26 protein-coding genes are annotated in these 26,089 nt (G+C 35.0%); 17 read left to right on the top strand and 9 right to left on the bottom strand.

Translation table 11 applies throughout. The features are described 5' to 3' along the window. Window positions 1-445: 445 nt before the first annotated feature. The 4 genes from NKR20_RS08500 (at window position 446) to NKR20_RS08485 (ending at window position 5,226) form a co-directional block, all read left to right on the top strand. Entirely contained in the window at window positions 446-1,981 is a 1,536-nt protein-coding gene (locus NKR20_RS08500) for a spore germination protein (protein WP_121214490.1), read from the top strand. Continuing rightward, window positions 1,978-3,105 carry a GerAB/ArcD/ProY family transporter gene (locus NKR20_RS08495; RefSeq protein WP_253425334.1) on the top strand — a complete coding sequence of 376 codons (1,128 nt, stop codon included), beginning with the start codon at window positions 1,978-1,980 and terminating at the stop codon, window positions 3,103-3,105. The genes NKR20_RS08500 and NKR20_RS08495 overlap by 4 nt, the downstream gene beginning before the upstream one ends. After that, on the top strand, window positions 3,095-4,210 hold the full coding sequence (locus tag NKR20_RS08490) for a Ger(x)C family spore germination protein (protein ID WP_121214492.1): 1,116 nt from the start codon (window positions 3,095-3,097) through the stop codon (window positions 4,208-4,210). The genes NKR20_RS08495 and NKR20_RS08490 overlap by 11 nt, the downstream gene beginning before the upstream one ends. 107 nt (window positions 4,211-4,317) lie before the next feature. Then, entirely contained in the window at window positions 4,318-5,226 is a 909-nt protein-coding gene (locus NKR20_RS08485) for a VanW family protein (RefSeq protein ID WP_253425332.1), read from the top strand. A gap of 33 nt (window positions 5,227-5,259) precedes the next feature. Here NKR20_RS08485 and NKR20_RS08480 read toward each other — a convergent pair whose 3' ends face one another. Continuing rightward, the gene (locus NKR20_RS08480) at window positions 5,260-5,574 is read right to left on the bottom strand and encodes a hypothetical protein (RefSeq protein WP_253425329.1); all 315 of its coding nucleotides are present in this window, start codon (window positions 5,572-5,574) and stop codon (window positions 5,260-5,262) included. Window positions 5,575-5,707: 133 nt separating this feature from the next. Here NKR20_RS08480 and NKR20_RS08475 point away from each other — a divergent pair, with 133 nt between their 5' ends. Continuing rightward, window positions 5,708-6,424, top strand: coding sequence for an SIR2 family NAD-dependent protein deacylase (locus NKR20_RS08475; protein WP_253425326.1), 717 nt, complete (start codon window positions 5,708-5,710; stop codon window positions 6,422-6,424). A 17-nt stretch (window positions 6,425-6,441) separates the two neighbouring features. Further along, window positions 6,442-8,031 carry an amidohydrolase gene (locus NKR20_RS08470; protein WP_253425324.1) on the top strand — a complete coding sequence of 530 codons (1,590 nt, stop codon included), beginning with the start codon at window positions 6,442-6,444 and terminating at the stop codon, window positions 8,029-8,031. Window positions 8,032-8,063: 32 nt separating this feature from the next. Here the strand turns inward: NKR20_RS08470 and NKR20_RS08465 are convergent, their stop codons facing one another. Both NKR20_RS08465 and NKR20_RS08460 read right to left on the bottom strand, forming a co-directional pair. Next, on the bottom strand, window positions 8,064-8,414 hold the full coding sequence (locus tag NKR20_RS08465; protein WP_253425321.1) for a hypothetical protein: 351 nt from the start codon (window positions 8,412-8,414) through the stop codon (window positions 8,064-8,066). A gap of 38 nt (window positions 8,415-8,452) precedes the next feature. Then, entirely contained in the window at window positions 8,453-9,394 is a 942-nt protein-coding gene (locus NKR20_RS08460; protein WP_253425316.1) for an oxidoreductase, read from the bottom strand. A 150-nt stretch (window positions 9,395-9,544) separates the two neighbouring features. Between NKR20_RS08460 and NKR20_RS08455 the strand changes: the two genes are divergently transcribed. Continuing rightward, the gene (locus NKR20_RS08455) at window positions 9,545-10,192 is read left to right on the top strand and encodes a glycoside hydrolase domain-containing protein (protein ID WP_253425312.1); all 648 of its coding nucleotides are present in this window, start codon (window positions 9,545-9,547) and stop codon (window positions 10,190-10,192) included. Window positions 10,193-10,230: 38 nt separating this feature from the next. On the opposite strand, the gene NKR20_RS08450 is transcribed toward NKR20_RS08455, so the two are convergent. After that, window positions 10,231-11,127, bottom strand: coding sequence for a 3-hydroxyacyl-CoA dehydrogenase (locus NKR20_RS08450; RefSeq protein ID WP_121214500.1), 897 nt, complete (start codon window positions 11,125-11,127; stop codon window positions 10,231-10,233). A gap of 158 nt (window positions 11,128-11,285) precedes the next feature. Between NKR20_RS08450 and NKR20_RS08445 the strand changes: the two genes are divergently transcribed. The 3 genes from NKR20_RS08445 to NKR20_RS08435 all read left to right on the top strand — a co-directional run bounded on the left by NKR20_RS08445 (window position 11,286) and on the right by NKR20_RS08435 (window position 13,000). After that, window positions 11,286-11,834, top strand: a complete 549-nt coding sequence (locus tag NKR20_RS08445) for a flavodoxin family protein (RefSeq protein ID WP_253425309.1) — start codon at window positions 11,286-11,288, stop codon at window positions 11,832-11,834. 111 nt (window positions 11,835-11,945) lie between these two features. Beyond that, window positions 11,946-12,167, top strand: coding sequence for a small acid-soluble spore protein Tlp (gene tlp / locus NKR20_RS08440; RefSeq protein WP_253425306.1), 222 nt, complete (start codon window positions 11,946-11,948; stop codon window positions 12,165-12,167). Between the two features lie 104 nt (window positions 12,168-12,271). Then, the gene (locus NKR20_RS08435) at window positions 12,272-13,000 is read left to right on the top strand and encodes a CPBP family glutamic-type intramembrane protease (protein ID WP_253425304.1); all 729 of its coding nucleotides are present in this window, start codon (window positions 12,272-12,274) and stop codon (window positions 12,998-13,000) included. A gap of 97 nt (window positions 13,001-13,097) precedes the next feature. Here the strand turns inward: NKR20_RS08435 and NKR20_RS08430 are convergent, their stop codons facing one another. Beyond that, the gene (locus NKR20_RS08430; protein ID WP_253425301.1) at window positions 13,098-13,706 is read right to left on the bottom strand and encodes a TetR/AcrR family transcriptional regulator; all 609 of its coding nucleotides are present in this window, start codon (window positions 13,704-13,706) and stop codon (window positions 13,098-13,100) included. A 140-nt stretch (window positions 13,707-13,846) separates the two neighbouring features. On the opposite strand from NKR20_RS08430, the gene NKR20_RS08425 reads away from it, so the two are divergent. The 3 genes from NKR20_RS08425 to NKR20_RS08415 all read left to right on the top strand — a co-directional run bounded on the left by NKR20_RS08425 (window position 13,847) and on the right by NKR20_RS08415 (window position 15,917). Further along, on the top strand, window positions 13,847-14,671 hold the full coding sequence (locus NKR20_RS08425) for a pentapeptide repeat-containing protein (RefSeq protein WP_253425298.1): 825 nt from the start codon (window positions 13,847-13,849) through the stop codon (window positions 14,669-14,671). Window positions 14,672-14,805: 134 nt separating this feature from the next. Next, window positions 14,806-15,180 (top strand): hypothetical protein, encoded by a 375-nt coding sequence (locus NKR20_RS08420; RefSeq protein ID WP_253425296.1) that lies wholly within the window; start codon window positions 14,806-14,808, stop codon window positions 15,178-15,180. Window positions 15,181-15,530: 350 nt separating this feature from the next. Continuing rightward, a complete protein-coding gene (locus NKR20_RS08415) occupies window positions 15,531-15,917 on the top strand; it encodes a hypothetical protein (protein ID WP_253425293.1) in 387 nt (128 codons plus the stop codon). 780 nt (window positions 15,918-16,697) lie between these two features. On the opposite strand, the gene NKR20_RS08410 is transcribed toward NKR20_RS08415, so the two are convergent. Then, window positions 16,698-16,910, bottom strand: coding sequence for a hypothetical protein (locus tag NKR20_RS08410; protein WP_253425290.1), 213 nt, complete (start codon window positions 16,908-16,910; stop codon window positions 16,698-16,700). Between the two features lie 236 nt (window positions 16,911-17,146). On the opposite strand from NKR20_RS08410, the gene NKR20_RS08405 reads away from it, so the two are divergent. Beyond that, a complete protein-coding gene (locus NKR20_RS08405) occupies window positions 17,147-18,508 on the top strand; it encodes an IS4 family transposase (RefSeq protein WP_121215386.1) in 1,362 nt (453 codons plus the stop codon). Here the strand turns inward: NKR20_RS08405 and NKR20_RS08400 are convergent. Next, window positions 18,491-18,994, bottom strand: coding sequence for a hypothetical protein (locus NKR20_RS08400; protein WP_253425287.1), 504 nt, complete (start codon window positions 18,992-18,994; stop codon window positions 18,491-18,493). The genes NKR20_RS08405 and NKR20_RS08400 overlap by 18 nt on opposite strands. Before the next feature lie 204 nt (window positions 18,995-19,198). Between NKR20_RS08400 and NKR20_RS08395 the strand changes: the two genes are divergently transcribed. Further along, a complete protein-coding gene (locus tag NKR20_RS08395; protein ID WP_253425284.1) occupies window positions 19,199-20,338 on the top strand; it encodes a serine hydrolase domain-containing protein in 1,140 nt (379 codons plus the stop codon). A gap of 36 nt (window positions 20,339-20,374) precedes the next feature. On the opposite strand, the gene NKR20_RS08390 is transcribed toward NKR20_RS08395, so the two are convergent. Together NKR20_RS08390 and plsY are read right to left on the bottom strand one after the other, a co-directional pair. Continuing rightward, the gene (locus NKR20_RS08390; protein ID WP_121214509.1) at window positions 20,375-20,665 is read right to left on the bottom strand and encodes a HesB/YadR/YfhF family protein; all 291 of its coding nucleotides are present in this window, start codon (window positions 20,663-20,665) and stop codon (window positions 20,375-20,377) included. A gap of 25 nt (window positions 20,666-20,690) precedes the next feature. Continuing rightward, complete coding sequence (plsY, locus tag NKR20_RS08385; RefSeq protein ID WP_253425281.1) at window positions 20,691-21,293, bottom strand: glycerol-3-phosphate 1-O-acyltransferase PlsY; 603 nt, start codon at window positions 21,291-21,293, stop codon at window positions 20,691-20,693. A 359-nt stretch (window positions 21,294-21,652) separates the two neighbouring features. On the opposite strand from plsY, the gene parE reads away from it, so the two are divergent. Both parE and parC read left to right on the top strand, forming a co-directional pair. Continuing rightward, window positions 21,653-23,629 carry a DNA topoisomerase IV subunit B gene (parE, locus tag NKR20_RS08380; RefSeq protein ID WP_301285908.1) on the top strand — a complete coding sequence of 659 codons (1,977 nt, stop codon included), beginning with the start codon at window positions 21,653-21,655 and terminating at the stop codon, window positions 23,627-23,629. Continuing rightward, entirely contained in the window at window positions 23,626-26,067 is a 2,442-nt protein-coding gene (gene parC / locus NKR20_RS08375; RefSeq protein ID WP_253425278.1) for a DNA topoisomerase IV subunit A, read from the top strand. The genes parE and parC overlap by 4 nt, the downstream gene beginning before the upstream one ends. The last annotated feature ends 22 nt before the right edge of the window (window positions 26,068-26,089 follow it).

Here is a 26,089-nt window from a genome sequence, read left to right as displayed (position 1 = left end):
AGCACTAAGACAAGTCGTAAAGACAACCACAAGTTGGCTTTGCGGCTTGTGTGCCAAGTCCGCTTACATCAATTACACACTTTATTAGAATCCTAATTCATAAAACCAATCAAAAATAATCCTAAATTATATTTTTATAAAAAGGAGACAATTCCTTTAAAACAAAGGCGGCCTACCATTGTAAGCCGCCTATTTTATTAGAAGTTTTAGAAGCTGAACAGTTTGTGAGCCCACCTACCAATAGCACTAAGACAAGTCGTAAAGACAACTACAAGTTGGCTTTGCGGCTTCTGTGCCAAGTCCGCTCACATCAATCACACTTTATTAGAATCGTTATTCATAACAAATCTGAAGAGAAATTTCCATGGCGAAAAATGAATTACCGTATAGTTTTTACATCCATTGTAAAAAATATATAAACAAGAATAAAAATGGGGAGATTCCGATGTTCAACAAAAAAAAGCAAGACAAAGAAAAAAACGAAAACAAAGACCAAGAAAACAAAGAACAACAACAGAATGAAGAAAAACCAAAACACGAACCAATTTCTCCTGACAAAAATCAATTTCTTTTAGATGTAAAACAAAAACTTCATTCACCATCGGATTTCATTGTTCGCTTTGTTTCCGACAACATGACATTAGTCTACGTTGATAACTTAGTTGATAACAAAATGTTAAACGAAATAATCTTAACTCAATTACACGAAGTAGAAGAAATACCTGAAGCAATCCACCTAAAATTAAGCATTCCTGAAGTTGATGTTGTTAATGAACTAAACAAATTCATTGGTGATATGCTACAAGGTGCCGCCATTGTTCACGTAAATGGATATGATCAAGTGGTCGTTGCCAAGATTTCAGCATATCAATCAAGAGGACTATCTGCACCAGAAAACGAATCGCAAGTTATTGGTTCGCAAGTCGGGTTTAATGAAAACTTATCAACCAATATTTCCCTTATTAGACGATATATAACGAATCCAAATTTATGTAATGAAAAATTTGTCTTAGGAAAACAAACCAAAACTTCACTTTCCGTATTGTATATACACGGGATTGCCATTGAAGAGTATATCAACACCGTAAAACAAAGAATTACTGATCTTGAAATTGAAGATTTAATAGATAGTTCCGTTTTAGCTGAATTAATTGATGATAATTCGAGATCTATATTTCCACAAATGCTATTAACGGAAAGACCAGATAGATTTTGTGACGGTTTATTAAGCGGCAAGATTGGAATTATTGTGAATGGCAGTTCAATGGGAATCCTTTGCCCTTATTCATTTATAGAATTTTTCCAAAGTAGAGAAGACCAGAACTTACGATGGCCAATTGCATCTTTTATTCGCCTTTTACGATTTTTTGCCATTCTAATTTCGATTTTTCTTACGCCCATTTACGTTGCTTCTCTTACATTTCATTATGAAGTAATTCCACAGCCTTTATTAGTACCATTAAGTGAATCAAGAGCGATTGTTCCATTTCCACCAATTATCGAGGCACTTATTTTAGAACTGATTATTGAATTGTTACGAGAAGCTGGTGCTAAATTACCTACAAAAGTAGGTCAAACAATCGGTATCGTAGGTGGTATTGTTATCGGTACTGCCGCGGTTGAAGCTGGGATTACGAGTAATATTTTAATCATCATCGTTGCACTTGGAGCTCTATCTTCCTTTACAACACCAAACTATATGATGGGTAATGTAATTCGCATTATAAGATTTCCCATTATATTATTAGCTGGGTTCTGGGGATATTATGGTGTCATGATAGCAGTATGTATTTTGTTCATCCATTTATTACGTTTAACTACATTAGGTGCACCATATATGGCTCCTTTTTATCCACCAAGATTCAAACAGTGGCCGAATAGTATTATTCGCTTTCCAATTACATTTATCCAACGCCAAGCTGTGAATTCTCGAAACAAAAAAAATGATTCAGAACAGAGTGGAAAGAAGGTGTCAAAGTGAAAAATACTATTTATGTGGGGAACACTCAACAATTTAATGCATTTTTACTTTTCTATATTGTTGTCGCTGCACAAATTGGTGTAGGAATTCATGGGTTTCAACGAGTTCTTTACGAAGACGCAAAACAAGATGCATGGATATCATTAGTTTTAAGCTTTGTATTTGCACATATTGTCGTTACTGTCATGATGAAAACATTAGATATGTTTGAATCTAATGATCTTTACGGCATACATTTAGATATTTTCGGTAAATACTTTGGGACAACTCTAAATTGTATCTACTGCCTTTATCCTTTGTTCGCATTTATAGCTATAGTAATAAATTATATTGAAGTAATTAATACATGGGTATTCCCGTATTTAAGTCCAAATTTTTTGTGCTTAACTATATTAATTATTACCATTTATGCGTTTACAAGTGGACTTCGAATAATCGTTGGACTTTGTTTTTTTAGCTTCTTTTTTATTCTTTGGATTCCACCAATACTTATTATTCCATTAAAATATTCTGATTGGAATTTCCTATTACCTATATTAGATAATGAACTTAAGGATATTGCAAAAGGTGTTCTTTCGATGACTTTTACGATAATTGGGTTTGAAATTATTAATGTTATTTATCCTTTTGTAAAAGAAAAAGATAAATATAAACGCTATGTCCATTTGGGTTTACTTTTCACTTTTTTATTATATTTAGCAATTTTATTGATATCCCTCACTTTTTTCAGTGGGGGACAATTAAGTAAAACCATTTGGGCAACTTTAACGTTATTTAGTATTATTCGTCTCCCGTTTATAGAGAGAGTGGAGATTATTACTATTTGTGTTTGGTTGATTATTATTTTACCAAATCTTTGTTTATTCATGTGGTCCGCTTATAGAGGGATTATTAGAATGAAGGTCATAAGTCCTGTAAAATTTTCCGTTTTCTTTGCTATTATCATTTTTATAGCTAATATCCTTTTCTATAAAAGGTCTACAATTAATATATATGACAAGTATTATGGTCGAGTAGCGTTTTTTATTGTATTTATTTATCCTTTTATCCTATTTCTCTTAGCATGGATAAAGAAAAAATTTAGAAAAATAAAAACTGCAGGTGAGCATAATAATGAAAATTAAAAACTTTATAATTGTTCTCATTTGTATAATAATTTTGACTGGTTGTGCAGAATCAAGAATTCTTGAAAGAATCAGTATCACAACTTTACTCGGATATGACCTAGAGGAAGAAAATAAAGTGACGACAACAGTAACTGTACGACAAGTATCCCCCGATGATAAAAGTAGTGTTGAAACGCAAACAAATACCGAAGATACTAGCTTCGGAACCCGTATAAAAGTGGATTTACAAACGGCGAAAAAAGTAATGGCCGGCCAACTACGTGTAATATTAGTTGGAAATGAACTTGCGAAATCAGGAATTGAACAACCTTTGCAAAGAAACATGATGAATTCAGAAATTAGTAATAGTATTTATTTCGCAATAGCTGATGGAACTGCGAAAGAAATTATTGAAGGTGAGTATGAACATATTACAGACATAGGGCAACATGTTTATAATTTAATCCATCATAACGTAGAATCCCAACATTCCGTTTCCCCTACGTTGCATGAAATTGTGCGTAACGATTACTCACCTTTTCGTGATAACGCGATTCCTATTATCAAAAAAAATGACCAAGTTATTAGTATTAAAGGTCTTGCTCTATTTCAAAAATCTAAAATGGTTGGCGAGTTATCTTCAACGGATACCTTTTATGTCATAATGCTACGTGATAAATTTGAGTCTGGAGCGTTGGAATTAACCTTACCTGGTAACACGTTAAGTAGTACTCAGGATAAGGATAATAAATTAGAAGTAGGAATCAATTCGATTAGATCCAATCGATCCTTAAAATTAGTTGATGCTTCAACAATAGAATTTGATATTAACGTTGAAATTAAATGTCGATTGGTTGAACTCCACTCTAATGAAAATACTGGAGAACCAGAGGTAACCAAAAAATTAGAAAAGGCTATTGCTGCAGAGATAGAAAAAGAACTAGCTCGAGTGATTAAAATTACACAAGAGAAAAATTCAGATATTTTTGGCTTTGGTGATGTATATCATGCAAGCGTGCGTCATTCCGGTTTAACAGAGGAAAAATGGTACGAAATGTACCCAAATGCGAAGATGAATCCTAAAGTGAAAGTTGAAATACTCCGAAATGGAATATTTGAATAATATTTTGTGGTGAGCTGATTAACATTTTACAGGATAAAACCATATCGAATAGGGAACAGTACATTTAAGAACTTACATAATTTCAAAAGACAAGGTTGGGTTATGTATTGAAGAATCAATGTACTGTTTTTTTCTTTTCTATCTTAATATTGCTTTACCCTTATCAAACATTCGCTTTTGTTCCATTTACAGAAATTAATCCTAAAGATCAAACGATAAAAATTATAGATCCACTAACAGAAAAAATCGTCAAAGAATTCGAACCAGATGATTTGCAGCTTCTGACTAACATAGAATCCTATAAGCAAAACATTGAAAAATGGGTTTCAGAATATGCAAGAATCTATAAAAAGCCTATGATACTTGATCGTTTAGAGGATAATGGGGAAGTGGCTAAGGGGAAACCGCGCATCACCATTGATGAAACATCATTAGTTCATTCTATTTTAGAACTATCCTTTTCCGGTGGAGAAGTGGAATTACCATTAATTTATACAGAGAGTGATTATGACACTAAAGACGTACCTTATTTAACAGAAGTGGTTTTAGCTTCTTATACAACTTTTTTTAATAGTGCTAACACTGGACGTAGTAAAAATATCGAATTATCAGCTATGGCAATTAATAATGTGATCGTTGGGATTGGCGATATTTTCTCCTTTAATACCATTGTTGGGCCAAGAGATGTCACTAATGGCTATCAAGAGGCACCTGAAATTATTAAAGGAAAATTAGTAATGGGTATTGGGGGAGGAATTTGTCAAACTTCTTCCACACTATTCAATGCGGTCGATCGAGTAGGTGTAAAAACCATTGAACGACACAGACACTCAAAAGACATAGGCTATGTTCCAAAAGGAAGAGATGCTACTGTTTCTTTTGGGGGCTTAGACTATCAATTTAAAAATACAACAGGAGTCCCTTTTGTTATTAAAACTTATTATCATCCTGGATCATTAACCGTTCAAATTCGAACATCTCAAGAATATGCTGAAATACTAAGAAATGAATTATAAAAAGCGTATTAGAAAGGCTCTTCTAATACGCTTTTAATTTCCCCAAGGCTGCTCACCGTATCGTCTTAGTCCTACAACTTCACCATCATTATTTTTTAATCGATTATAAACATAATTTATTTTATATTCGTTATGTTTATCAAAGTCAATCTTTTCATAAAAATTCTTCGGTAAAACAAGTTCGCGTTCATCAATCAACAAATAGTACTCACCATTTTTCTCAACTATATTTTCTTTTTCTATTTCAAAGGTACCTTCAATCGATACATCATTAAATGAATAAAATCCAACTCCCATGAATGCAACAACTATGATAGCAATTACTATAATCCACTTACTTTTTCTCATGTCTATCACCTCATCTTATATACGAATCACCCGTATAAAAGTTTCGAAATATTCACTACTCTATAGAATAGGATTTTTTAATATACATATCGAATTAAATGACTAGCATTTAGTAGAAAGGGGTATTAAGTGGATGAAAGAGTTAAAAACAGTTCTAAATTGGCTTCAATCATCGAAACAAACGGTTATTCTTACAGGCGCAGGGATGTCGACAGAAAGCGGAATTCCTGATTTTCGTTCATCTTCGGGCTGGTGGAAAAATATTGACCCTCAAACCGTGGCACATATAACTGCTTTAGAAAATAATTATGACCTGTTTCATGAGTTTTATTCTATGAGACTATCAACTTTAGATTCCTGTGAGCCACATGATGGCCATTTTATATTAGCGGACTGGGAAAAAAGGGGACTTGTCCATACAATCGCAACCCAAAATGTAGACGGCTTCCATGCAAAAGCAGGCAATCAAAACATAGCTGAATTGCATGGTTCGATTCAAAATTTCCGATGTCATCGATGCGAATCTCAAGCAACAAGAGAGGCGTTTCTCAACAAGGAAAAATGCCCGAACTGCGGAGGCAAATTACGACCGAATGTTGTATTATTTGGTGAGAGTTTGCCAGAAGATAGTTGGATGAAAGCACTTAATGCTATTCGTGAAGCGGAATTAGTCATTGTTATTGGGACAAGCCTGGAAGTGTACCCAGTCAATCAACTCCCAATGATGACAAAGGGGAAAACTGTATTTATTAATAAAGATATTACGAGCAATGCAAATGGTTTTGATTTAGTGATAGAGGGTAAAGCAAAAGAAATTCTAACAAACATTAATCTTTTACTTACCCATTAGTAGAAAGGATTGTTCAAATGAAACAGCTTTGGTATGGCGGAAAAATATATACGATGGAAAAAGAACAAGAAACTGTAGAAGCAGTACTAGTGGAACAAGGGAAAATCATTACTTTGGGAAAATTAGAAGAGTTACAATCACAAGCGGATGAATTCCATCATTTACAAGGGGCAACCATGTATCCTGGGTTTGTTGATAGCCATTTACACATTCTCTTCCAGGGTGAGAAATTAGTACGTCTTGATTTATCCCATGCAAGAACAGCCGAAGAAATGCTCGATTTAGTTAGAGAAGCGGCAAAAAACACGCCAGCTGATCAATGGTTGTTTGGGGAAGGGTGGAACGAAAACAATTTCCCTGACAAGAGAATTCCGACAATCAGTGAACTGGATGAAATACGAAAAGAACCAATCTTACTAACACGTATTTGTCATCATGTAATGTTAGGGAATACAGCCGCGCTCAAGAATGGTGGTATTACAGAAGAAACCGTTTCACCATCTGGGGGAGAAATTGGTCGAGATGCTCAAGGAAAATTAAACGGGTTGCTTTATGACAAAGCAACCAATCTAGTAACAGAATCAATTCCTCGCGAAGGACAAAGCTATATTGATTCATTAGTGGAATTGCTCAACATCGCTATTGATGATATGTTGTCAAAAGGATTAACTGGTGCACATTCAGAAGATATGAGCTACTTCGGACATTTTACAAATCCTTTAACTGCTTATAATCGTGTAGTAGGTGAAAAACAACATTTCCGTGTACATTTATTACGTCATAATGCCGTTTTTGAAGAAATGATGAAGGCCAATGTAGAATTTGATGGACCTTTTATTGAACTAGGTGCAATGAAAATTTTTGCTGACGGTGCTTTAGGTGGTTCAACTGCAGCATTATTACAACCATATGCAGATCAGCCAAACAACAAAGGACTATTAATTCAAACCGATGAGGAGGTAGAAAATTTAGTCAAACTTGCACGACAATATAATGAGGCCATTGCGGTTCACATTATAGGGGATGCCGGTGCCGAACAAATAATTAGTGCAATCGAGAAATATCCAGCTCCTACTGGGAAAAGGGACCGATTAATTCACTGTTGCGTATTAAATGAAGAGTTGATTGAGAGAATGTCAAAGCTTCCGGTAGTTTTAGATTTACAACCAGCCTTTGTTCCTTCTGATTTCCCATGGGTTATTAATCGCCTCGGCGAAGAGCGATTGAAGAATGCCTATTCATGGAAAAAATTACTTGATCGAGGGTTTATGTGTGCAGCAGGTACCGACGCGCCGATAGAAGATATTGATCCACTTTTATCAATCTATGCAGCTGTAGAACGTAAAAAAGTGGGGGAAAACCATGATGGATATCTACCTTCTGAAAAATTAACGCGGTTTGAAGCAATCAAAATGTATACTTATGGCAGTGCCCAAGCCATTTGTAAAGAACATGAACGCGGGTTAATCAAAGAAGGGTACGATGCTGACTTTTCAATATTCGATCGCGATTTATTTGATGGAACATCAGAAGACATGCTAAAGGCAAAAGCAGTAAAAACTGTAGTTGCGGGGAAAATTGTTTTTGAGCGAAAAACAGTAAACTAACAACAAAAACCGTGTAAGTAACTCACAGCTACTTACACGGTTTTTTCGATTTCTTCAATCGCTAGTTCCATTGATGTTATTCTTCTTTCTAAAAGAGTTTTTTGTGGACTACCTTCTTTTGATTTCTCATAAATCGATTGTATAGAAGGCAATAAACCAATGAGTGTGTTGCGAGCTTCTTCTAAATCTTTCGAGTCATAAGGATGAGGTTGATTATTCCATGCCTTCTCTAAAACTGCTAAACCAATATGAAACGCATTTAGTCTTTTCTTAATTAAAGTCGTATTTGCTTTCTTTTCCGTCATTTGTTCCAATGCTTTTTCCGTTTTTTTTATAGTTGATTGGAAGGATTTGATTGATTCTTGTTTGATTTCAGTCTCCATAAATTGTGTAATCCTTTCTATTTAACTAGAATCTTATTTTATAACACTTTTTGTTCATTTTTAAATTTATAAGTTACCCCAGTTAACGTTTCTGAGATTTTCCATAGATTACTTGCTACGTGTTCATTGTAAAGTTCATCGATTATTTCTAATTCTGTTGGAGCCCCTTTACTACCTCCACGACCATCTGGACCAATATATTCTCCGCCTCGGATGTTTGGACTTGTTGCTGCATACAGAATCGGATAAGCACCTGTTTCAGCACCTTGCCCAACAAATTTAACCGATGCACGTGTCAATTTTCTCTTTAATTTATTTGAACCTCGAGCAAATAATTTTGTTTGAGAAATTCCGGGATGACACACAATGCTTTTCGTTTCCATGTTATGAAATCGAAAACGATATTGTAGCTCTTTAGCAAACAACATACAAGCGAGTTTACTTTCTCCATAATATTTTATCGGTTTCATACGCTTCGATCCTTTAAAATTATGGAACTCCGGTTTAATTTTATGGGCAATTAAAGAACCTACTGAAACAACCCGTGAATTAGGCGTTTTAATTAAAAGGTCCAATAATAAGCCCGTCAACGCAAAGTGACCAAGATAATTAATACCCATTTGAGATTCAAATCCATCTTTTGTTTGTTGATACGATGAAGCCATAATCCCTGCGTTATTAATCAAAATGGAAAGGGAATTATATCTTGCTTTAAATTGATGTACAAATTCACGAATGCTCGATAAATCATTCATATCTAAGTGCATGGCATGACATTTTGCTTCAGGGACTACTGCCTTAATTTTATCAATTGCTTCAAGTCCTTTATTCAAATTACGTACAGCAAGAACAACAATCGCATTTTTTTCCGCTAGGGCTAAACATGTTTCATAGCCTAAACCACTATTTGCACCCGTTACAAGTACTACTTTACCGGTCAAATCACCAATGTCGTTTTTCGTCCATCCTTTGCTCATCATTTATCACACACTCCTTAACCGTTTCATATAAATAGATGGAGATTTGAAAAATTAGGTCACATGTCTAGTAAACATTATATGTTTAAAAATCTACGGTGATTAGACTTGTCAGATTTCATCAACAAAATTTAATAGAAAAGAGGTACGCAAATGGTTCATTATCATTGGGGTGTAGACTCTTCTCAAAACGTAACACAACAGTTGTATAATGCTGTTCGCCAAACATATGGTAAACCGGATTTTTGGGGAAGATACTTAACAAGGGTAGAGGGTGCATCTGAAGGGTTAACGAATGATGAAATTCGACTGATTCTTCAAAATGGAACTAAACTTATGCCCATTTATAATGATTTCAAAAGGGCTGTTGGAGAAAATCATGCAAAAGTTGTAGCGATGAATGCAGCTTATCAAGCAAAGCGTTTAGGCATTAAGAAGGGCGCACCGATTTTTGCATACATCGATCGCTCCATAGAAGTTGATAGTGATTGGATTCGAGGATATGTAGATTATTTATACAATACGAATTACAAACCAGGATTCTACTATTATCCGTCAGAAGGTAAATTTGTAGAATCTTATTGTGAGGCCATAGAGCGAGATAAAAGGGTAGCTAATCAATCAATCTTATGGAGTGCAGAACCTGAAGTTGGACTCACTACAGCAAAGGATGCACCACCATTTAAGCCTATTGAGCCAAATTGTGATGCAAATGTTTGGGCTTGGCAATATGGAAGGGATACAGAAAATCTCCATATCAATACAAACTTAATTGATCCTCGTATTTTAGATATGCTCTAATTAAAAATTAGGGCGGTGTATTTGCCGCCCAGATAAACTTAATCAGCTAAAAAATCATGTTCTAAATATTTTGGATTTGGATAAGAGTAAAATCCTTCATTTGTTCCTGTGCCTAGTTTTCCTTTATCGATATACTCAGATTTTAAATAGTCGGCAACTTTTTTCGATTGTTCATTTCCAGCTTGTCCTTTCGCGTAAACAATATTATATGCCGTATTGATTCCGACCACATCTAAAATAGCAAATGGCCCTTTCGGAGAACCTGTCGCAATCATCCAAGTTTTATCAATCGTTTCTGCATCAGCAACTCCATTTACTAATAACATTTGTGCCGCTTCTAAAAATGGTACTAATAAAGAATTTAGAATGTATCCAGGTTGTTCTTTCTGTAATGGTAAGGCTACCATGCCAATTGCCCTTGCAAAATCAATAATTGCCTCAAATACAGCTGGGTCTGTATTTGGGTGCTTCATTATTTCTGCTGTATTATTTACCCAGATTTCATTTGCAAAATGAAGCGCTAAAAACTTCTCAGGTCTTCCCGTTGCATCCGCAAACTGACTTGGCAGTAATGTCGATGAATTCGTTGCAAATATTGTTTTTTCCGGTGCGACTTGTGCTAACTGTTGATAAAATTTCGTCTTAATGTCCACCAACTCTGGGACTGCTTCAATGACTAAATCAGCATCATTTACTGCGTCTGCCAAATCGGTGTAAAAAGAGATACGATTATAAGCAGATTCTAATGCTTCTTCACTCGCACCTAAATCCTGCTTATAACGTTCTTTTAATTTCAACATACGTTCTTTTGCATTGGCAATGGCTTCTTCATTAATATCATAAACAGAAACTTTAAATTCTTTATAAGCTGTTTGAAATGCGATTTGACTTCCTAACACACCACTTCCAGCCACAGTTACATTTTGAAACGTCATCTGAGATCTCCTCGTTTCTAATATTTGAACAACTTACATAATTGCTCAATTTTTATCATATACATGCATAAATTTTTTAATCATTTGGACATAAAAGCGGTACAATTGTTTTAATAGAGCTTCATTTTGAATAACCTATTAACAAAGGAGCGATTCTAATGTCCATAGTGGTAATTTACGGTAGTACTCGAGAAAATGGCAATACAGAGATGTTAACGGAGCAAGTGATTAAAGATTTACCAGTTGAAAAAATCTACTTAAGACATCATAAGATTCTTCCGATTGTAGACGAACGACATTCAGAAAAGGGCTTTCAGGAAGTAGAGGATGATTATAATCAAATCATTGAGCGAGTTATGAATCATGATATTTTCATTTTTGCAACTCCAATCTATTGGTATAGCATGTCGGGAACGATGAAATTATTTATCGATCGTTGGTCACAAACTTTACGCGATCAAAACTTTCCAAATTTCCGAGCTGATATGGCAAAGAAAAAAGCATATGTCATTGCAGTAGGAGGAGATAATCCCTACATAAAAGGTCTTCCGTTAATTCAACAATTCCAATATATTTTTAACTTCTTCAATACATCCTTTGAAGGGTATTTAATTGGTCGTGCAAGTAAACCAGGGGAAATCCCACAAGACAAAAAAGCCTTCGTATCCGCTGAACAATTACGAAATATTTTAAAGGAACAGATTTAAGGAGAGGAATTTTAACAATTCTTCTCCTTTTTATTTGAAGTTTTATAAAGTATAACGAACGTAAATAAAAAACAAACTAAAGCGAGAACAAGTATAACGGAGGAAGAGCAAATGGCAAAACCAGATAATAGACATAACAATGTGGAACGATTACAGGAAATGGTGGAGAATACAGAACATAAACTCCATGAAGCTGAGATTAGTATGGAATTTGCGGATGCAGAAGAGCGTGAACGATTAAAACAAAAAAATGAACGAAGAAGAAACTCTATTGCTGCGATGAAAGAGGAAATACGAGATGAAATGCAAGCACGAAAGAATGGGGAAATCTAAGACTGCATTTTTTTAGCAGTCTTTTTTATTTAGTAATTAAAAACTAACGTTCGTTAGCTTAATATATAACTAACGAACGTTAGTACAATTGAAAAGGGGATATTATGGGGAATAAAGCTATATTATTATCGTTAACAATGAGGACTATATTTTTCCTGATCTTTGGGCTTGTTATAATATCGGTATTAGAGTTAACAGGGGCTACAAATGCAATGAAAGAGGCAGAAAAGTGGTGGCCATATCAAGCAATTCTAGCCAACATAGCAAGCTTTATTGTTTTAAGGTATTTTCTGAAACGTGAAGGTAAATCGTATAATAGCATTTTACATTTTAAGAAAAAGAAGTTTGGTAAAGACATCCTAAAAGGACTATTATATCTGTTAATTAGTTTTCCTTTCGCTGCAATCGGATTATATGGCGTGGCGTATTTAGTGTTTGGAACAACGCAACCTCCAACGAATATGATGCAAGCTATTCCATTAGGGGCAGCGGTAATCGCATTAATCTTATTCCCGCTTAGTAATGCATTAGTGGAGCTACCAACTTATTTTGGCTATGCCTTTCCGAGGATCGAGAAAAAATGGGGAAGTGTTGCATTAGCAATAGTGTTACCTGCACTATTTCTTTCACTTCAACATGGGCCACTGCCGATTGTATTAGGTGGAGACTATATGACTTGGAGATTGTTAGCGTTTATTCCGTTAGCATTTGTTGTTGCTTTTTTATTCCATAAAACAAGAAACATAACGCCTCTACTTATCGCACATTTCGTAATGGATCTTCAAATGGTGATGTATGTATTATTAGCTGCTTTAGGGATATCAGTAGCGTAGGGGCTGCTTGAAACAGCACCATTTGACTCTACAAGAGGAATAAGATTTTTTTAGAAAGAAAAGGGTGTCCAAAAAGTTTTCACTTTTTGGACACCTGCTATTTTACTGTTACTATTTCTAAAAAGAAATCTATATGATTAGCTAATCTTGTCTCTACCTCACTTGTATCTTTACCATCAAATTTTAATATTGTATATTCCGTAAGTAGGGAAAATACCGGATACTGATACTCGATTGCCAAAGTTTTTGGATCATAAGGTCGTATTTTGTTTAAGTCAATCAACTTTTGGAAAACAATTTCTAAGAAATGAATCGTAGTCTTAAATAAATCTTCTAAAATGACTTCACGTGCAAGAGGCGATCGAAACTGTTCAATTTGCAAAATTCGCCACATTTTTACTCGGTTTTCATCTTCCATAAACTGTTTAAAATTTCGATGACCCGCTTTCAAAAATTCTTCAACAGTACTTTTTTGTAAGATGGCATCTAACATCTCAACTGGTGGCAACGTTTTGGAAAAATCGCTTCGAAAATAAGTTAATATTGATTCTAAAATTTCGTCTTTATTTGCGAAGTGGTTATACAATGAACTCTCTTTAATACCAACTTCTCTTGTAATTTCACGAATCGATACACCACTGAACCCTTTTTTTGAAAATAAATCAAGTGCTGTATAAAATATTTTATCTTTCGTATTTAGTGTCATCACAATTGCCTCCTTACATCTCATTATACGCTAACGTTCGTTAGTTTTAAATTTAAATTACTATATAATATAAAATTCCTTGTAATTTTATTGCTCATGAAATAAATTAGCATAGAAGCAAATATAAAGGACGAGAAAAATTGACAAATAAACTATTAAAAAATCAACAGACTAACGTTTATAAAGCAGATTGTGAAAATTGTTTCGGCTTGTGTTGTGTTGCATTGCCATATGCCAAGTCTGCCGATTTTGCAGTAGATAAAGACGGTGGCACTCCATGTAAAAACTTAGATGAACATTTTCGTTGTCGTATTCATAGTGATTTGAGAAACAAAGGCTTTAAAGGATGTACGGTTTATGAATGCTTCGGAGCTGGTCAACAAGTTTCTCAAAATACGTTTAATGGCCAAGATTGGCGCAAACATCCACAAATTGCAGAAGAAATGTTTAACGTATTTCCTAAAATGCAACAATTATTCGAAATGTTATATTATTTACAAGAAGGTCTCAATTTAGAAATAACTCAACCATTACATAATGAAATATTAAAAGTGAAGGGAGAAGTTGAGGCACTGACGGAGCTTAGTCCAAATTCCGTCCTAGAATTAGACATTCCCCAACATAGAATGAAAGTTTCAATCGTTCTTGAGAAAATCAGTTCAATCGTCCGGGGAAACGAAAAAACACAACTCAAGAAAACAGGTAATCTATTTGGTGCAAATTTAAAAGGCAAAAAATTAAAAGGGACGAATTTTAGAGGTTCATTATTAATAGCAACAAACTTAAGTAACGCAGATTTGCAAAACTGTGACTTTTTAGGTGCAGACCTTCGAGATGCTGACTTAAGCAATGCAAACTTGTCGGGCAGTATATTCCTTACTCAGGCACAAGTAAATGCGGCCATTGGAAATAAACAAACAAAATTACCCCAGCACTTAAACATTCCCCAACATTGGCTGAAATAATGGGAAATTTTAATTCCCTGGAAAATAGTGCGATTTAGACACAAAGCGCCATGTATGTACTCTTTGGGGAAAAATGATAAAATAATGTCGATAAAAATAAATTAATAGAAACATTTTTCGGAAGGGTTGTAAGATTGATGGAACCAAAAGAATTGATAGTTCAACAAGCAAAAAATGTACTAGATAGTGCAAAAGAGTTAAGAGCAATTGCACATAAAAGTGGGAAAAAACGCGGATCATATATTCAACGATATACTGCCAACAAACATTCCCTTCAAATCCATACGAATATGGATCCTTCGATTCGAGATTCTGAGGAAATGCAAAACCTATTAAAAAACTTGCAATCATTTGATGCTGAATTTAATTCGGCACGTTATGATTTTGAAGGCGAAGTAAACATCGATCAGGTTGAAACGATTTACCCTGAAATTGTTAACGCCTATAACGCCCTTGTTACAGCACTGGACTTACCAAATGAAGCTGTAAATATTAAAAAATATAAATAATAATTCCTGCTGCCAAAGAGACATTCTTTGGCAGTTTTTTTATTTTTCGTGTTACATTTTCCATTTTTCAAACGACTTATATAAGTGGGTTCGGTAGCAATTATGTATTTATACGTCTTATTTTCAAATAGAGGAGTGGTAAGTATGGGGGAAGACTTCCTAAATATATACGATCAATATTTTAATGATGTCTACCGCTATGTTTACGTCAAAACGGGAAATAAGTGGGATGCTGAGGATATCGTAAGCGAAATTTTTCGATAATGTTATGAGAAATTTGACGCTAATTCAATCCAGAATCATAAAGCCTCGTTATTTGCCATAGCTAGAAATTCAATTATCGACTATTATTGAGTTCAACTACTTATGATAGCAAGAAAAATGTGATTTATTTTGGTGTGCAGGAGATGGAAGCCGAAGCCTACAGCATTAGTATATCGGCCTACGACATGCAAAATAATAAGGTTGAATTCTTACAAAGAGTAAATCAATCAAAAGTAATACTAGAACGGATTTTCCAAAGTCCAAACGGCAAATACCTTGCATTGAATCTTTTCTCAGAGGAAAGTGGAAACCCGTTTGTATATGTGATTGATCTCGAACAACAACACTCATATCAAATTAACAATGCCTATGTTCAATATTGGAATGGGGATAAGTTAATGATTGATGCCGCACAAGATGAATATAGAACATTACAACCTAATGAAATACAGGATTTAAAACCAATTGAATAAACCGTTCACCTCATAACTTTTAATGGTTATGGGGTTTTATTTTGAAAAAGCTATTTTATTCGCTTCACGGATAGATTAATAAAAATCTGTAAAATAGTTACTTGAAAATGTTTTCATCCACTTTATGAATGCTAAAATCTGTGAAAAACTCACTTAAAAATGTTTTCATTCTCTTTATGAATACAAAAATCTGCGGGATACTCACTTAAAAACGTTTTCATTCTCTCTATGAATACAAAAATCTGCGGGATACTCACTTAAAAATGTTTTCATTCTCTCTTTGAATACAAAAATCTGCGGGATACTCACTTAAAAATGTTTTCATTCTCTCTATGAATACAAAAATCTACGGGAAACTCTCTTAAAAATGTATTCATTCTCTTTATGAATACAAAAATCTGCGAGAAACTCACTTAAAAATGTTTTCATTCCCTCTATGAATACAAAAATCTACGGGATACTCACTTAAAAATGTTTTCATTCTCTTTATGAATACAAAAATCTGCGGGATACTCACTTAAAAATGTTTTCATTCTCTTTATGAATACAAAAATCTGCGGGATACTCACTTAAAAATGTTTTCATTCTCTTTATGAATACAAAAATCTGCGGGATACTCACTTAAAAATGTTTTCATTCCCCCTATGTTTTAAAAATCTACGAGAAACTCACTTAAAATATATTCATTCCCTCTATGATTTGGACCTCTCCCAATATCCAAACAAAAAAGAGGGTGAATTAACTTCACCGCTCCATTTCTTATTTATGTGGTACTAGTGTTTATAAACTTTCCACGAGTGAATTGTATAAATAACTCCATTCCTTTTTTCTCTGTTTTTTATCTTTAAAATAGAAGGAAGTACACGCTGGCTTTCCTTCTTCATTCTTACAAGTGCCTTCCTTAATCGTTACTTTTTTCATCATGTTAGATGGTAATTGAACATGATATCCATTAGAACTATGGTACGTTTCCATAAATTGAAATTGTTCCATCAAATTTATTTCATCAAAAGGGTTTCCATATGCCTAATGATTTTTTTGATGCAGGTTCAATCTTTGTAACTCAAACTTCGCACATAAATAATTAGGTTCAATAGTTGATGCTATTTGGTTCTTCTCGATTTCAATAAGAACCTTGACATACTTTTTTTAGATACAAAAAACACCTCATTCTTTGGTATAGTGGATTTGTCGAGAATACACTACCAAACAGAAGAGGTGCTTCCATTATGATAGAGCATAATGACCAAAATAATCAACTACCAAAAGAATTAAAATCTGTGTTTCGTGAATTAGAGATCGTGAAACATCTTCGAAAAGCCGGTATTACTAAGAAGTTTGGCTTTACAACTTCCTATTTGTTTCAACTTGTTTTTTGTTTAATCTTTCATCATAAGAGTTGGTTCACCCTTTTAAATTCAAAGAAGGGAGACCGTTACCCTGCAAAGGACTCTGTTTATCGTTTCATGAATCATTCCAAGTTTGCATGGCGTCGCTTTTTAACGTATTTAAGTGTGCATGCCATTCAAAAGGTCGATCAACTGACGGATGTAACGCGTCCAAAAGTGTTGATCATTGACGATTCTATGTTTGATCGGAATCGGAGTAAAAAGGTAGAACTTCTTGCGCGTTGTATGGATCATTCATCTTTAACGAAACGCTTCTATAAAGGGTTTCGTATGCTTACTTTGGGTTGGTCGGATGGCTTTACATTTATGCCACTTGACTTCACGTTACTGAGTTCAAAAAATGCACAAATTAATGGGATTTCCGAGAATATTGACAAGCGTTCTTCCGGCTATAAACGACGTGTAGAAGCGTTGGAATCTGCTCCTACCGTTATTCCCAGTATGCTTGAAAGAGCATTACAAGCAGGTGTTTCCGCTGATTATGTGTTAATGGATACATGGTTTACGCAACAACCTCTTATTCAATCCATCGTTGAACTCGGTCTTGACGTCATTGGCATGGTGAAGGCAACGAATCAACGCTATTTGGTGAACGATCAAAGGCTATCTCTGAAAGAACTATACAAAGTTGCCACACCTGTTTCTGGCAAGAAAGGCATCATGCGATCGATTCAAACTACTATGGCAAATGGCATTCAAGTAAAGGTCGTGTTTATTCAAAACCGCAATAAAAAGAGCGAATGGCTTGCGATTCTCAGCACCGATTGTACGCTTTCTGAACAAGAAATCGTCCGTATCTATGGCATGCGTTGGGATATTGAAGTCTTTTTCAAGACGACAAAATCCCTATTACGCCTTCAGAAAGAATTTCAAGGCATATCGTATGATTTACTCATTAGCCACACAACGGTTGTGTTTTCCAGATACATCGTCTTGTCCTGGCAAAATCGTTGCCATAACGATCAACGAACATTAGGTGGCATTTTTTATGAATTATGTGATGAAGTCAACGAACTGGATTGGGCTGTCGCGTTACAGCAATTAATCGAGCTTCTTGAAGATGCCCTAAAAAAGACAAATAAAACAATCCAAAAATTAATCAAAAGTCAACTACAGCAGTGGATTAACGGTCTGCCTAACTATATCAAGGCTTATTTGTCGATTTTAGTCTGCGAAGTTTGAGTTTGTAATTAACCATTGATCATTAGTTTTCTCCGCAATCAATCGTACTTCATCTGTTCCGGCCATACCTGTTGATGTATACAGTTCAAATTCAACAACATACTCCATCTTCGTTCCAGGCTTTAATTCCTTTTCACTAATAATTTTATATGTTTCAACCCATGGACTTGAAACGCCCGTTACCCAATGACATTCCTCGAAACTCTTCTTAACTTTTGCTTTTTCCTTTTCAGAAAGGATTGCATATTGCAACGCGCCATTTCTCAATTTTACAGCCTTTGCAAAAGTTTGAACTGCTTCTTCCGCCGTAGTTGGCATCACACTTAACTCCAGCATTTCTAATCGTACTTGAAGTGAAGATTTTTGAATATGTTGTTGAATCTCACTCGCCTCTACATTTTTGAAGGGTTGATCTGCAAGTTGAACAAAACCTACCGTTAATATTCCTAAAGCTAGGGCAGTACCTAGAATTGCTCTTTTAAACATTTTTATTTCCTCCTAATAAGTAGTTGGTTCGACGGGGCCCTTTGTCTTTCCATAAATAAAAACGGATAAGGAATAAAAATGTAACATCTACAAAAAAATATTTTCTTTAATTGGAAAAATGCAACAAATCTATCATAATAACGTTAAGGAAAGTAAGTAGTGAAAGGAGGAATTTTTCTGAAAAATAAAGCTCTAAAAATACTTTTGATATTTTTACTTGCTTTTACAGTAATAACCATTGCTGTCATCTTTACAAATGTAGATTTTTCCAATCCTACTAACTTAGAGGAATTTGTAAACACCAAACTTGAAAAGGCAAATGTGAAAGGTGCATCGATTGCCTTCATAAAAGATAATAAAATCGAGAAAACGATAAATTATGGGTATGCCAACGAAAAATCGGAGGTGAATGATGAAACATTATTTCAAATTGCACCACTCTCAAAGGTTGTTACCGCAACTGCCGTTATGAAGTTAGTTGAAGATGGTTTAATTAATTTAGATGAAAATGTGAATAACTATTTACCATTCAAATTGATAAACCCTAAATATCCAAAAAAAGCCATTACTATTCGTATGTTGTTGAATCATACATCAAGTATTAAAGATAATTGGAACGTGTTGGACGAGCTCTATACCATTAAAAAGGGTGGGGGAGATTCTGACATCACCTTAGAACAATTTGCAAAAGGCTACCTTAAAGAAGGTGGAGAATGGTATTCAAAAGAAAAAAACTTCACCAAAAACAAACCTGGTGAAAAATTTGAATATAGTAATGTGGGCTACGGATTATTAGGCTATATCGTAGAAAATGTGACGAAAATGCCCTTTGAGAAATATGTGAAAGAAACAATTTTCAAACCGCTAAAAATGAGAAAAACAGAATGGTTGCACCAAAATATCGAAACAGAGAATATTGCTTCACCCTATGAATATGGAAAAGAAATACCACAATATTCATTCCCAACCTATCCAGCTGGAGCGTTAAAAACAAACATCCTCGATTTTGCTAAGTTTTTAACGAGCATGTCAATAGAAGAAACTGAAACCAACATTCTTCAAGCTGAAACAATAGGAGAAATGCTAAAACCACAATTAAATAAAGGAAAGCAAGCATTAGGATGGAGCTATTCAACTTTGGACGAATTATACCTGAAAAAATTAAATAACGGCAAAATCATCGGACACAGTGGTTCAAACCCTGGATTCTTTTCTCTCGGCTTGTACAATCGGGAAAAGGGGAATGGATTAATTATCTTTATGAACAAGGAAGTAGAACGTGAAGTGAGTTCGATTAACCTCTACATGATGATTAAACGATTGGTGAAAGAAGCTAATTTATAAAAAAAATCGGGAAGCCTATTAAGCTCCCCGATTTTTTTACTTAGTATATTCATATTTCAACTCATCTAAAGTTGAATCTACTTTTACATGTAAATCATGCTCATTAAAAAACCATAAATCATCGTTTTCAATATAAAAATGAATACCATCTTCAACAGTTTCTACTCCGATATCATGCGGTTCCTCACGATTCATGCCTAGCGAAAATGCTTCATGAAATGGGGAAGAACCTCCATATCGTGCATAAAAACGAATGTAATCGCCTTTTGTAGCTTCCATCTCTTTTTTAAACCAATCTAGTGCATCATTTGTTATAATTAGTTTCAATTTAAAGACATCCCTTCAGACGATTTTATATCCATTTTACTTTCGGTTCAGTACCTTCTTTTATACGTTGAATATTTGCACGGTGACGGTAGAAAATAAATCCAGCTAAAATTAATACTAAAATTAATAGCGCATAATCACCTGTGACAAACATGTAAATAATACAATAAATCACGGCAATAACAGAAACAATCATTGAAGACAAACTAACCATTTTCGTTATTTTTAACGAAATGAAAAATCCGACAATTAATAGGATAAATAAAGGCCACGCATACCCTAACAATACGCCACCAGACGTTGCAACTGCTTTACCACCACGGAAGCCTGCAAATAGCGGAAACATATGACCTACTACTGCGATCGCACCCAAAATTAATGGATGAATTGATGCATCCCCAAAGAAGGGCAGTAGTGGAAGTAGCGTTACTGCTGTTCCTTTTAAAATATCTAATAATGTTACAACAATTCCTGCTTTTTTACCTAGAACACGAAAAGAGTTTGTCCCACCTAAGTTTCCACTTCCATGTTCTCGAATATCTGTATTATAGAAGATTTTGCCGATCCATAATCCAGATGGAATTGACCCAATTACATAAGCACAAATTATTATAATTGCATTAATCATATTTAGTTCCTTTCTAATACTAATAAATGTAATAACAGTTTACTCTTTTTTGAACATGTTCGAAAGAGTATTTTCATCGTAAACGAAAATCGTTACATTTATCATACTAAATAATTTTTCAAAGAAAGTGAATGAACTTGAAGGAAAAAGTGAAAATTATCATGAATAAAAGAACTATGATATATTATAATTTACTGATATGTAAATAAATGAAAATAGGAAGTTTGTTTTGAAACTTGAATTTTCTCTGTTACAATATAAAAGCTTGTTCTTATGCGAAATATTGACAGAAGAACCTATAAACAGTACGATTAATAGAAATAGAGAACGGATGTTTGTATTTTTGGAGGGGATTTGATTTGGCAATAAATCAACAAGGGATCGCATATAATGACGATGCCATTCAAGTATTAGAAGGATTAGAAGCTGTTCGTAAAAGACCAGGGATGTATATTGGTTCCACAGACAGCCGTGGCCTTCACCATCTAGTTTATGAAATTGTCGATAACGCGGTGGATGAAGCTCTTGCTGGATTTGGTTCTCATATCATTGTAAAAATACATGAAGATAATTCAATCAGTGTTCGTGATTTCGGACGAGGTATGCCAACTGGTATGCATAAAATGGGAAAACCAACACCTGAAGTCATTTTTACGATTCTTCATGCTGGAGGTAAATTTGGACAAGGTGGCTATAAAACAAGTGGAGGACTTCACGGGGTAGGTTCTTCCGTTGTTAATGCTCTATCCGAATTTTTAGAAGTAACGATTCATCGTGACGGACAAATCTTCCGTCAACGTTTTGAACACGGTGGTAAACCAGCCACTACCTTAGAAGTAATCGGTACAACAAAAGAAACTGGTACACAAGTTCACTTCCTTCCAGATAAAGAAATATTCTCTAGTACAAAATATAACTACGAAACTTTAGCAGAACGTTTACGTGAATCTGCTTTCTTACTTAAAGGGTTAAAAATTGAACTAATCGATGAGCGTGGAGAAGGGCAATCGGATGTATTCCACTATGAAAATGGAATTGAAGCTTTCGTTGCTTATTTAAACGAAGAAAAAGATGTCATTCATCCAGTAAAATATGTGGAGGGCAATCAAGATGAAATCGAAGTAGAATTCGCCTTTCAATTTAATGATGGATATACAGAAACAATTCTTTCCTTTGTAAACAATGTGCGTACTCGTGATGGTGGTACTCATGAAACCGGTGCCAAATCAGCAATGACGCGTGTTTTCAATGAATATGCACGAAAAGTTGGTCTTTTAAAGGAAAAGGACAAAAACTTAGAGGGTACAGATATTCGTGAAGGCTTATCTGCTATCGTATCAGTTCGTATTCCTGAGCACTTATTGCAATTTGAAGGGCAAACAAAAGGGAAACTTGGTACTACGGAAGCGCGTTATGCTGTAGAAGCAGTTGTTTCTGAACAGTTGTTATATGTTTTAGAAGAAAATGCTGATCTTTCCGCTTCTTTAGTTCGTAAAGCCATCCGAGCACAATCAGCACGTGAAGCAGCACGAAAAGCTCGTGAAGATGCACGAAATGGGAAAAAGAAGAAATCTAGCACATTACTATCAGGAAAGTTGACACCTGCACAATCTCGAAATGCGGCTAAAAATGAACTCTATCTTGTGGAGGGTGACTCTGCGGGCGGTTCTGCAAAGCAAGGCCGTGACAGAACATTCCAAGCCATTTTGCCATTACGTGGTAAAGTTATTAACACAGAAAAAGCAAAACTATCCGACATTATGAAAAATGAAGAGATAGCTACAATTATCCATACAATTGGGGCAGGCGTAGGACCAGAATTTGCCGTTGAAGATGCAGCATACGATAAAATCATCATTATGACCGATGCAGATACAGACGGTGCCCATATTCAAGTGCTATTACTAACTTTCTTCTATAAATATATGCGTCCATTAATCGATGCAGGGAAAGTTTATATTGCATTGCCGCCACTTTATAAAATTTCAAAAGGGACAGGCAAAAAAGAAATCATCGAATACGCATGGACAGAAAAAGAATTACAAGCTGCCATTAAAAAAGTTGGTAAAGGCTACATGATTCAACGTTATAAAGGTTTAGGGGAAATGAACTCAGACCAACTATGGGAAACAACAATGAACCCTGAAACTCGTACTCTTATCCGCGTTACAATTGATGATGGTGCCCGTGCAGAGCGACGTGTCACTACATTAATGGGGGATAAAGTAGAACCTCGCCGTAAGTGGATTGAGTCAAACGTTGATTTTGGTATGGAGGATGATTTGAATATTTTAGAAAGCGAATTCATCCAACATGAGGAGGAATTAGAAGTATGACGTCAGCGGAAGTATTTCAAGAATTACCACTAGAAGAAGTCATGGGTGATCGGTTCGGTCGCTATAGTAAATATATTATTCAAGACCGCGCTTTACCTGACGCCCGCGATGGACTAAAACCAGTACAACGCCGTATATTATACGCAATGTTTAACGATGGAAATACCAATGACAAACCTTTCCGAAAATCCGCAAAAACGGTCGGAAACGTAATTGGTAATTTCCATCCACATGGTGACTCATCCGTATATGATGCAATGGTCCGTCTAAGTCAAGATTGGAAAATGCGTCATATGTTAATTGAAATGCACGGAAATAACGGTTCTGTCGATGGAGACCCACCTGCAGCAATGCGTTATACCGAAGCTAGACTATCATCCATTGCTGCTGAAATGTTACGGGACATCACAAAGAGAACAGTAGATTTCGTTCCAAACTTTGACGATCAAGATATCGAACCAACTGTATTGCCATCACGATTCCCGAATCTTTTAGTCAATGGTTCTACTGGGATTTCTGCTGGGTATGCAACAGATATTCCACCACATAATCTAACAGAAGCACTCGATGCGGTACTAATGCGACTTGATAATAGTAACTGTACGGTCGATGAATTAATGACCGTATTAAAAGGTCCTGATTTCCCAACAGGTGGAATTATTCAAGGCATTGATGGAATTAGGAAAGCTTACGAAACAGGTAAGGGTAAAATTATCGTTCGTGCGAAGGCTGAAATAGAGCCAATTAAAGGCGGTAAAGAACAAATCGTCATCACTGAACTTCCATTTGAAGTGAATAAAGCAAATCTAGTGAAAAAAATAGATGAGCAGCGTGTTGACAAACGTTTAGAAGGCATTGCTGACATTCGCGATGAATCCGACCGAACTGGACTAAGAATCGTCATTGAACTAAAAAAAGACGTTCAAGCACAAGGCATTTTAAACTATTTATATAAATCAACTGAACTACAAGTTAATTACAATTTTAATATGATTGCCATTCACAACAGACGCCCGACAATGATGACGTTACCATTATTGTTAGACTCTTATATTGCCCACCAGAAGGATGTCGTAACGAAACGTTCTAAATATGACCTTCAAAAGGCAAATGATCGTTTACATATCGTTGAAGGGTTAATGAAGGCAATCTCCATTTTAGATGAAGTGATTGCTACAATTCGCGCTTCAAAAAATAAAAGCGATGCAAAACAAAATATCGAAACTCAATTCGGATTTACTGAAATCCAATCAGAAGCTATCGTAAGCTTACAACTTTACCGTTTAACGAATACGGATATTACTGAACTGAAAGCTGAAAAAGAAGAGCTAGAAAAATCCATTGCAAAATTAAGTGATATTCTAGCGAATGAAAAACAGCTAATAAAAGTTATTAAATCCGAATTAGCTGATATCCGTAAAAGATTTGCAGAACCAAGACGTTCAGTTATTGAAGCAGAAATAGAAGAGATTAAATTAACATTAGATGTGTTGGTACCAAGTGAGGAAGTGGTTGTTACTGTAACTAAAGATGGTTATGTAAAACGTACAAGCACTCGTTCCCATGCTGCATCAAATGGTCAAGATTTCGCAATGAAGGAATCAGACTATCTATTATTTGAGCAAACATTGAATACGCAACACTTTATCCTTTTGTTCACTAATAAAGGAAACTATATTTACCAACCAGTCCATGAACTACCAGATATACGTTGGAAAGATCTCGGACAACATATTTCAAGTATTGTGCCGATTGATAAAGATGAAGAAATCATCGAAGTCATTGGTGTAGAAAAGTTTGACCAAGACAATCTATTTATCTTAACTGCAACAAAAGAAGGGCAAATTAAACGTTCGAAACTATCCGATTATGCTGTAACAAGATATTCAAAACCAATTCGAACAATGAACCTTAAAGATAATGACGAAATGGTTCATGCAAGCTTAATTAATGCAGATACAGATAAAGAACTGCTAATAACAAGTTATTTAAGTTATAGTATTCGTTTCGATCTTGAAGAGCTCCCAGTTACGGGTGTGAAAACCGGTGGCGTAAAAGGAATGAACCTTAAAGAAGGAGATTCCTTAGCAGTCGTCAATGCATTAGTAACCGGAGAAGAAGATGTAATTGTTGTTACACATCGAGGAGCCATTAAGCGAATGAATCTCTCTGAAATTGAAAAAAGTAGCCGTGCGAAACGAGGAGTTGTCATTTTAAAAGAATTAAAATCAAATCCACATCGCATTTACACAGTAAAAGTCGTAACTCCAGCTGACACTGTTCTGTTAGAAACAGAAAAACGGGTACAAGAACAGGTGAGAGTAGCAGATCTATCAAAAGCAGATCGATACTCAAACGGTTCATTAAAAATTGACATTACAAATGATGGCAATTTATCTGTTGTTAAAATTATTTCAAGTTCAAATAACGAATCTTAAAAAGTCAACGCAAGAATTATGG

The sequence above is a fragment of the Ureibacillus endophyticus genome (genome assembly GCF_024159215.1).
GTDB classification, from domain to species: domain Bacteria; phylum Bacillota; class Bacilli; order Bacillales_A; family Planococcaceae; genus Ureibacillus; species Ureibacillus endophyticus.
The sequence above is the reverse complement of the archived record's forward strand: the minus strand, read 5'-3'. Positions and strand labels throughout refer to the sequence as shown.

What these genes read in the sequence shown, in the direction of transcription:
- NKR20_RS08500 (WP_121214490.1), top strand. Translation starts at nt 446, where the DNA reads ATGTTCAACAAAAAAAAGCAAGACAAAGAAAAAAACGAAAACAAAGAC.
- NKR20_RS08490 (WP_121214492.1), top strand. Translation starts at nt 3,095, where the DNA reads ATGAAAATTAAAAACTTTATAATTGTTCTCATTTGTATAATAATTTTG.
- NKR20_RS08480 (WP_253425329.1), bottom strand. Translation starts at nt 5,574, where the DNA reads ATGAGAAAAAGTAAGTGGATTATAGTAATTGCTATCATAGTTGTTGCA.
- NKR20_RS08475 (WP_253425326.1), top strand. Translation starts at nt 5,708, where the DNA reads ATGAAAGAGTTAAAAACAGTTCTAAATTGGCTTCAATCATCGAAACAA.
- NKR20_RS08470 (WP_253425324.1), top strand. Translation starts at nt 6,442, where the DNA reads ATGAAACAGCTTTGGTATGGCGGAAAAATATATACGATGGAAAAAGAA.
- NKR20_RS08465 (WP_253425321.1), bottom strand. Translation starts at nt 8,414, where the DNA reads ATGGAGACTGAAATCAAACAAGAATCAATCAAATCCTTCCAATCAACT.
- NKR20_RS08460 (WP_253425316.1), bottom strand. Translation starts at nt 9,394, where the DNA reads ATGATGAGCAAAGGATGGACGAAAAACGACATTGGTGATTTGACCGGT.
- NKR20_RS08455 (WP_253425312.1), top strand. Translation starts at nt 9,545, where the DNA reads ATGGTTCATTATCATTGGGGTGTAGACTCTTCTCAAAACGTAACACAA.
- NKR20_RS08450 (WP_121214500.1), bottom strand. Translation starts at nt 11,127, where the DNA reads ATGACGTTTCAAAATGTAACTGTGGCTGGAAGTGGTGTGTTAGGAAGT.
- NKR20_RS08445 (WP_253425309.1), top strand. Translation starts at nt 11,286, where the DNA reads ATGTCCATAGTGGTAATTTACGGTAGTACTCGAGAAAATGGCAATACA.
- tlp (WP_253425306.1), top strand. Translation starts at nt 11,946, where the DNA reads ATGGCAAAACCAGATAATAGACATAACAATGTGGAACGATTACAGGAA.
- NKR20_RS08435 (WP_253425304.1), top strand. Translation starts at nt 12,272, where the DNA reads ATGGGGAATAAAGCTATATTATTATCGTTAACAATGAGGACTATATTT.
- NKR20_RS08430 (WP_253425301.1), bottom strand. Translation starts at nt 13,706, where the DNA reads ATGACACTAAATACGAAAGATAAAATATTTTATACAGCACTTGATTTA.
- NKR20_RS08410 (WP_253425290.1), bottom strand. Translation starts at nt 16,910, where the DNA reads ATGGAACAATTTCAATTTATGGAAACGTACCATAGTTCTAATGGATAT.
- NKR20_RS08405 (WP_121215386.1), top strand. Translation starts at nt 17,147, where the DNA reads ATGATAGAGCATAATGACCAAAATAATCAACTACCAAAAGAATTAAAA.
- NKR20_RS08400 (WP_253425287.1), bottom strand. Translation starts at nt 18,994, where the DNA reads ATGTTTAAAAGAGCAATTCTAGGTACTGCCCTAGCTTTAGGAATATTA.
- plsY (WP_253425281.1), bottom strand. Translation starts at nt 21,293, where the DNA reads ATGATTAATGCAATTATAATAATTTGTGCTTATGTAATTGGGTCAATT.
- parC (WP_253425278.1), top strand. Translation starts at nt 23,626, where the DNA reads ATGACGTCAGCGGAAGTATTTCAAGAATTACCACTAGAAGAAGTCATG.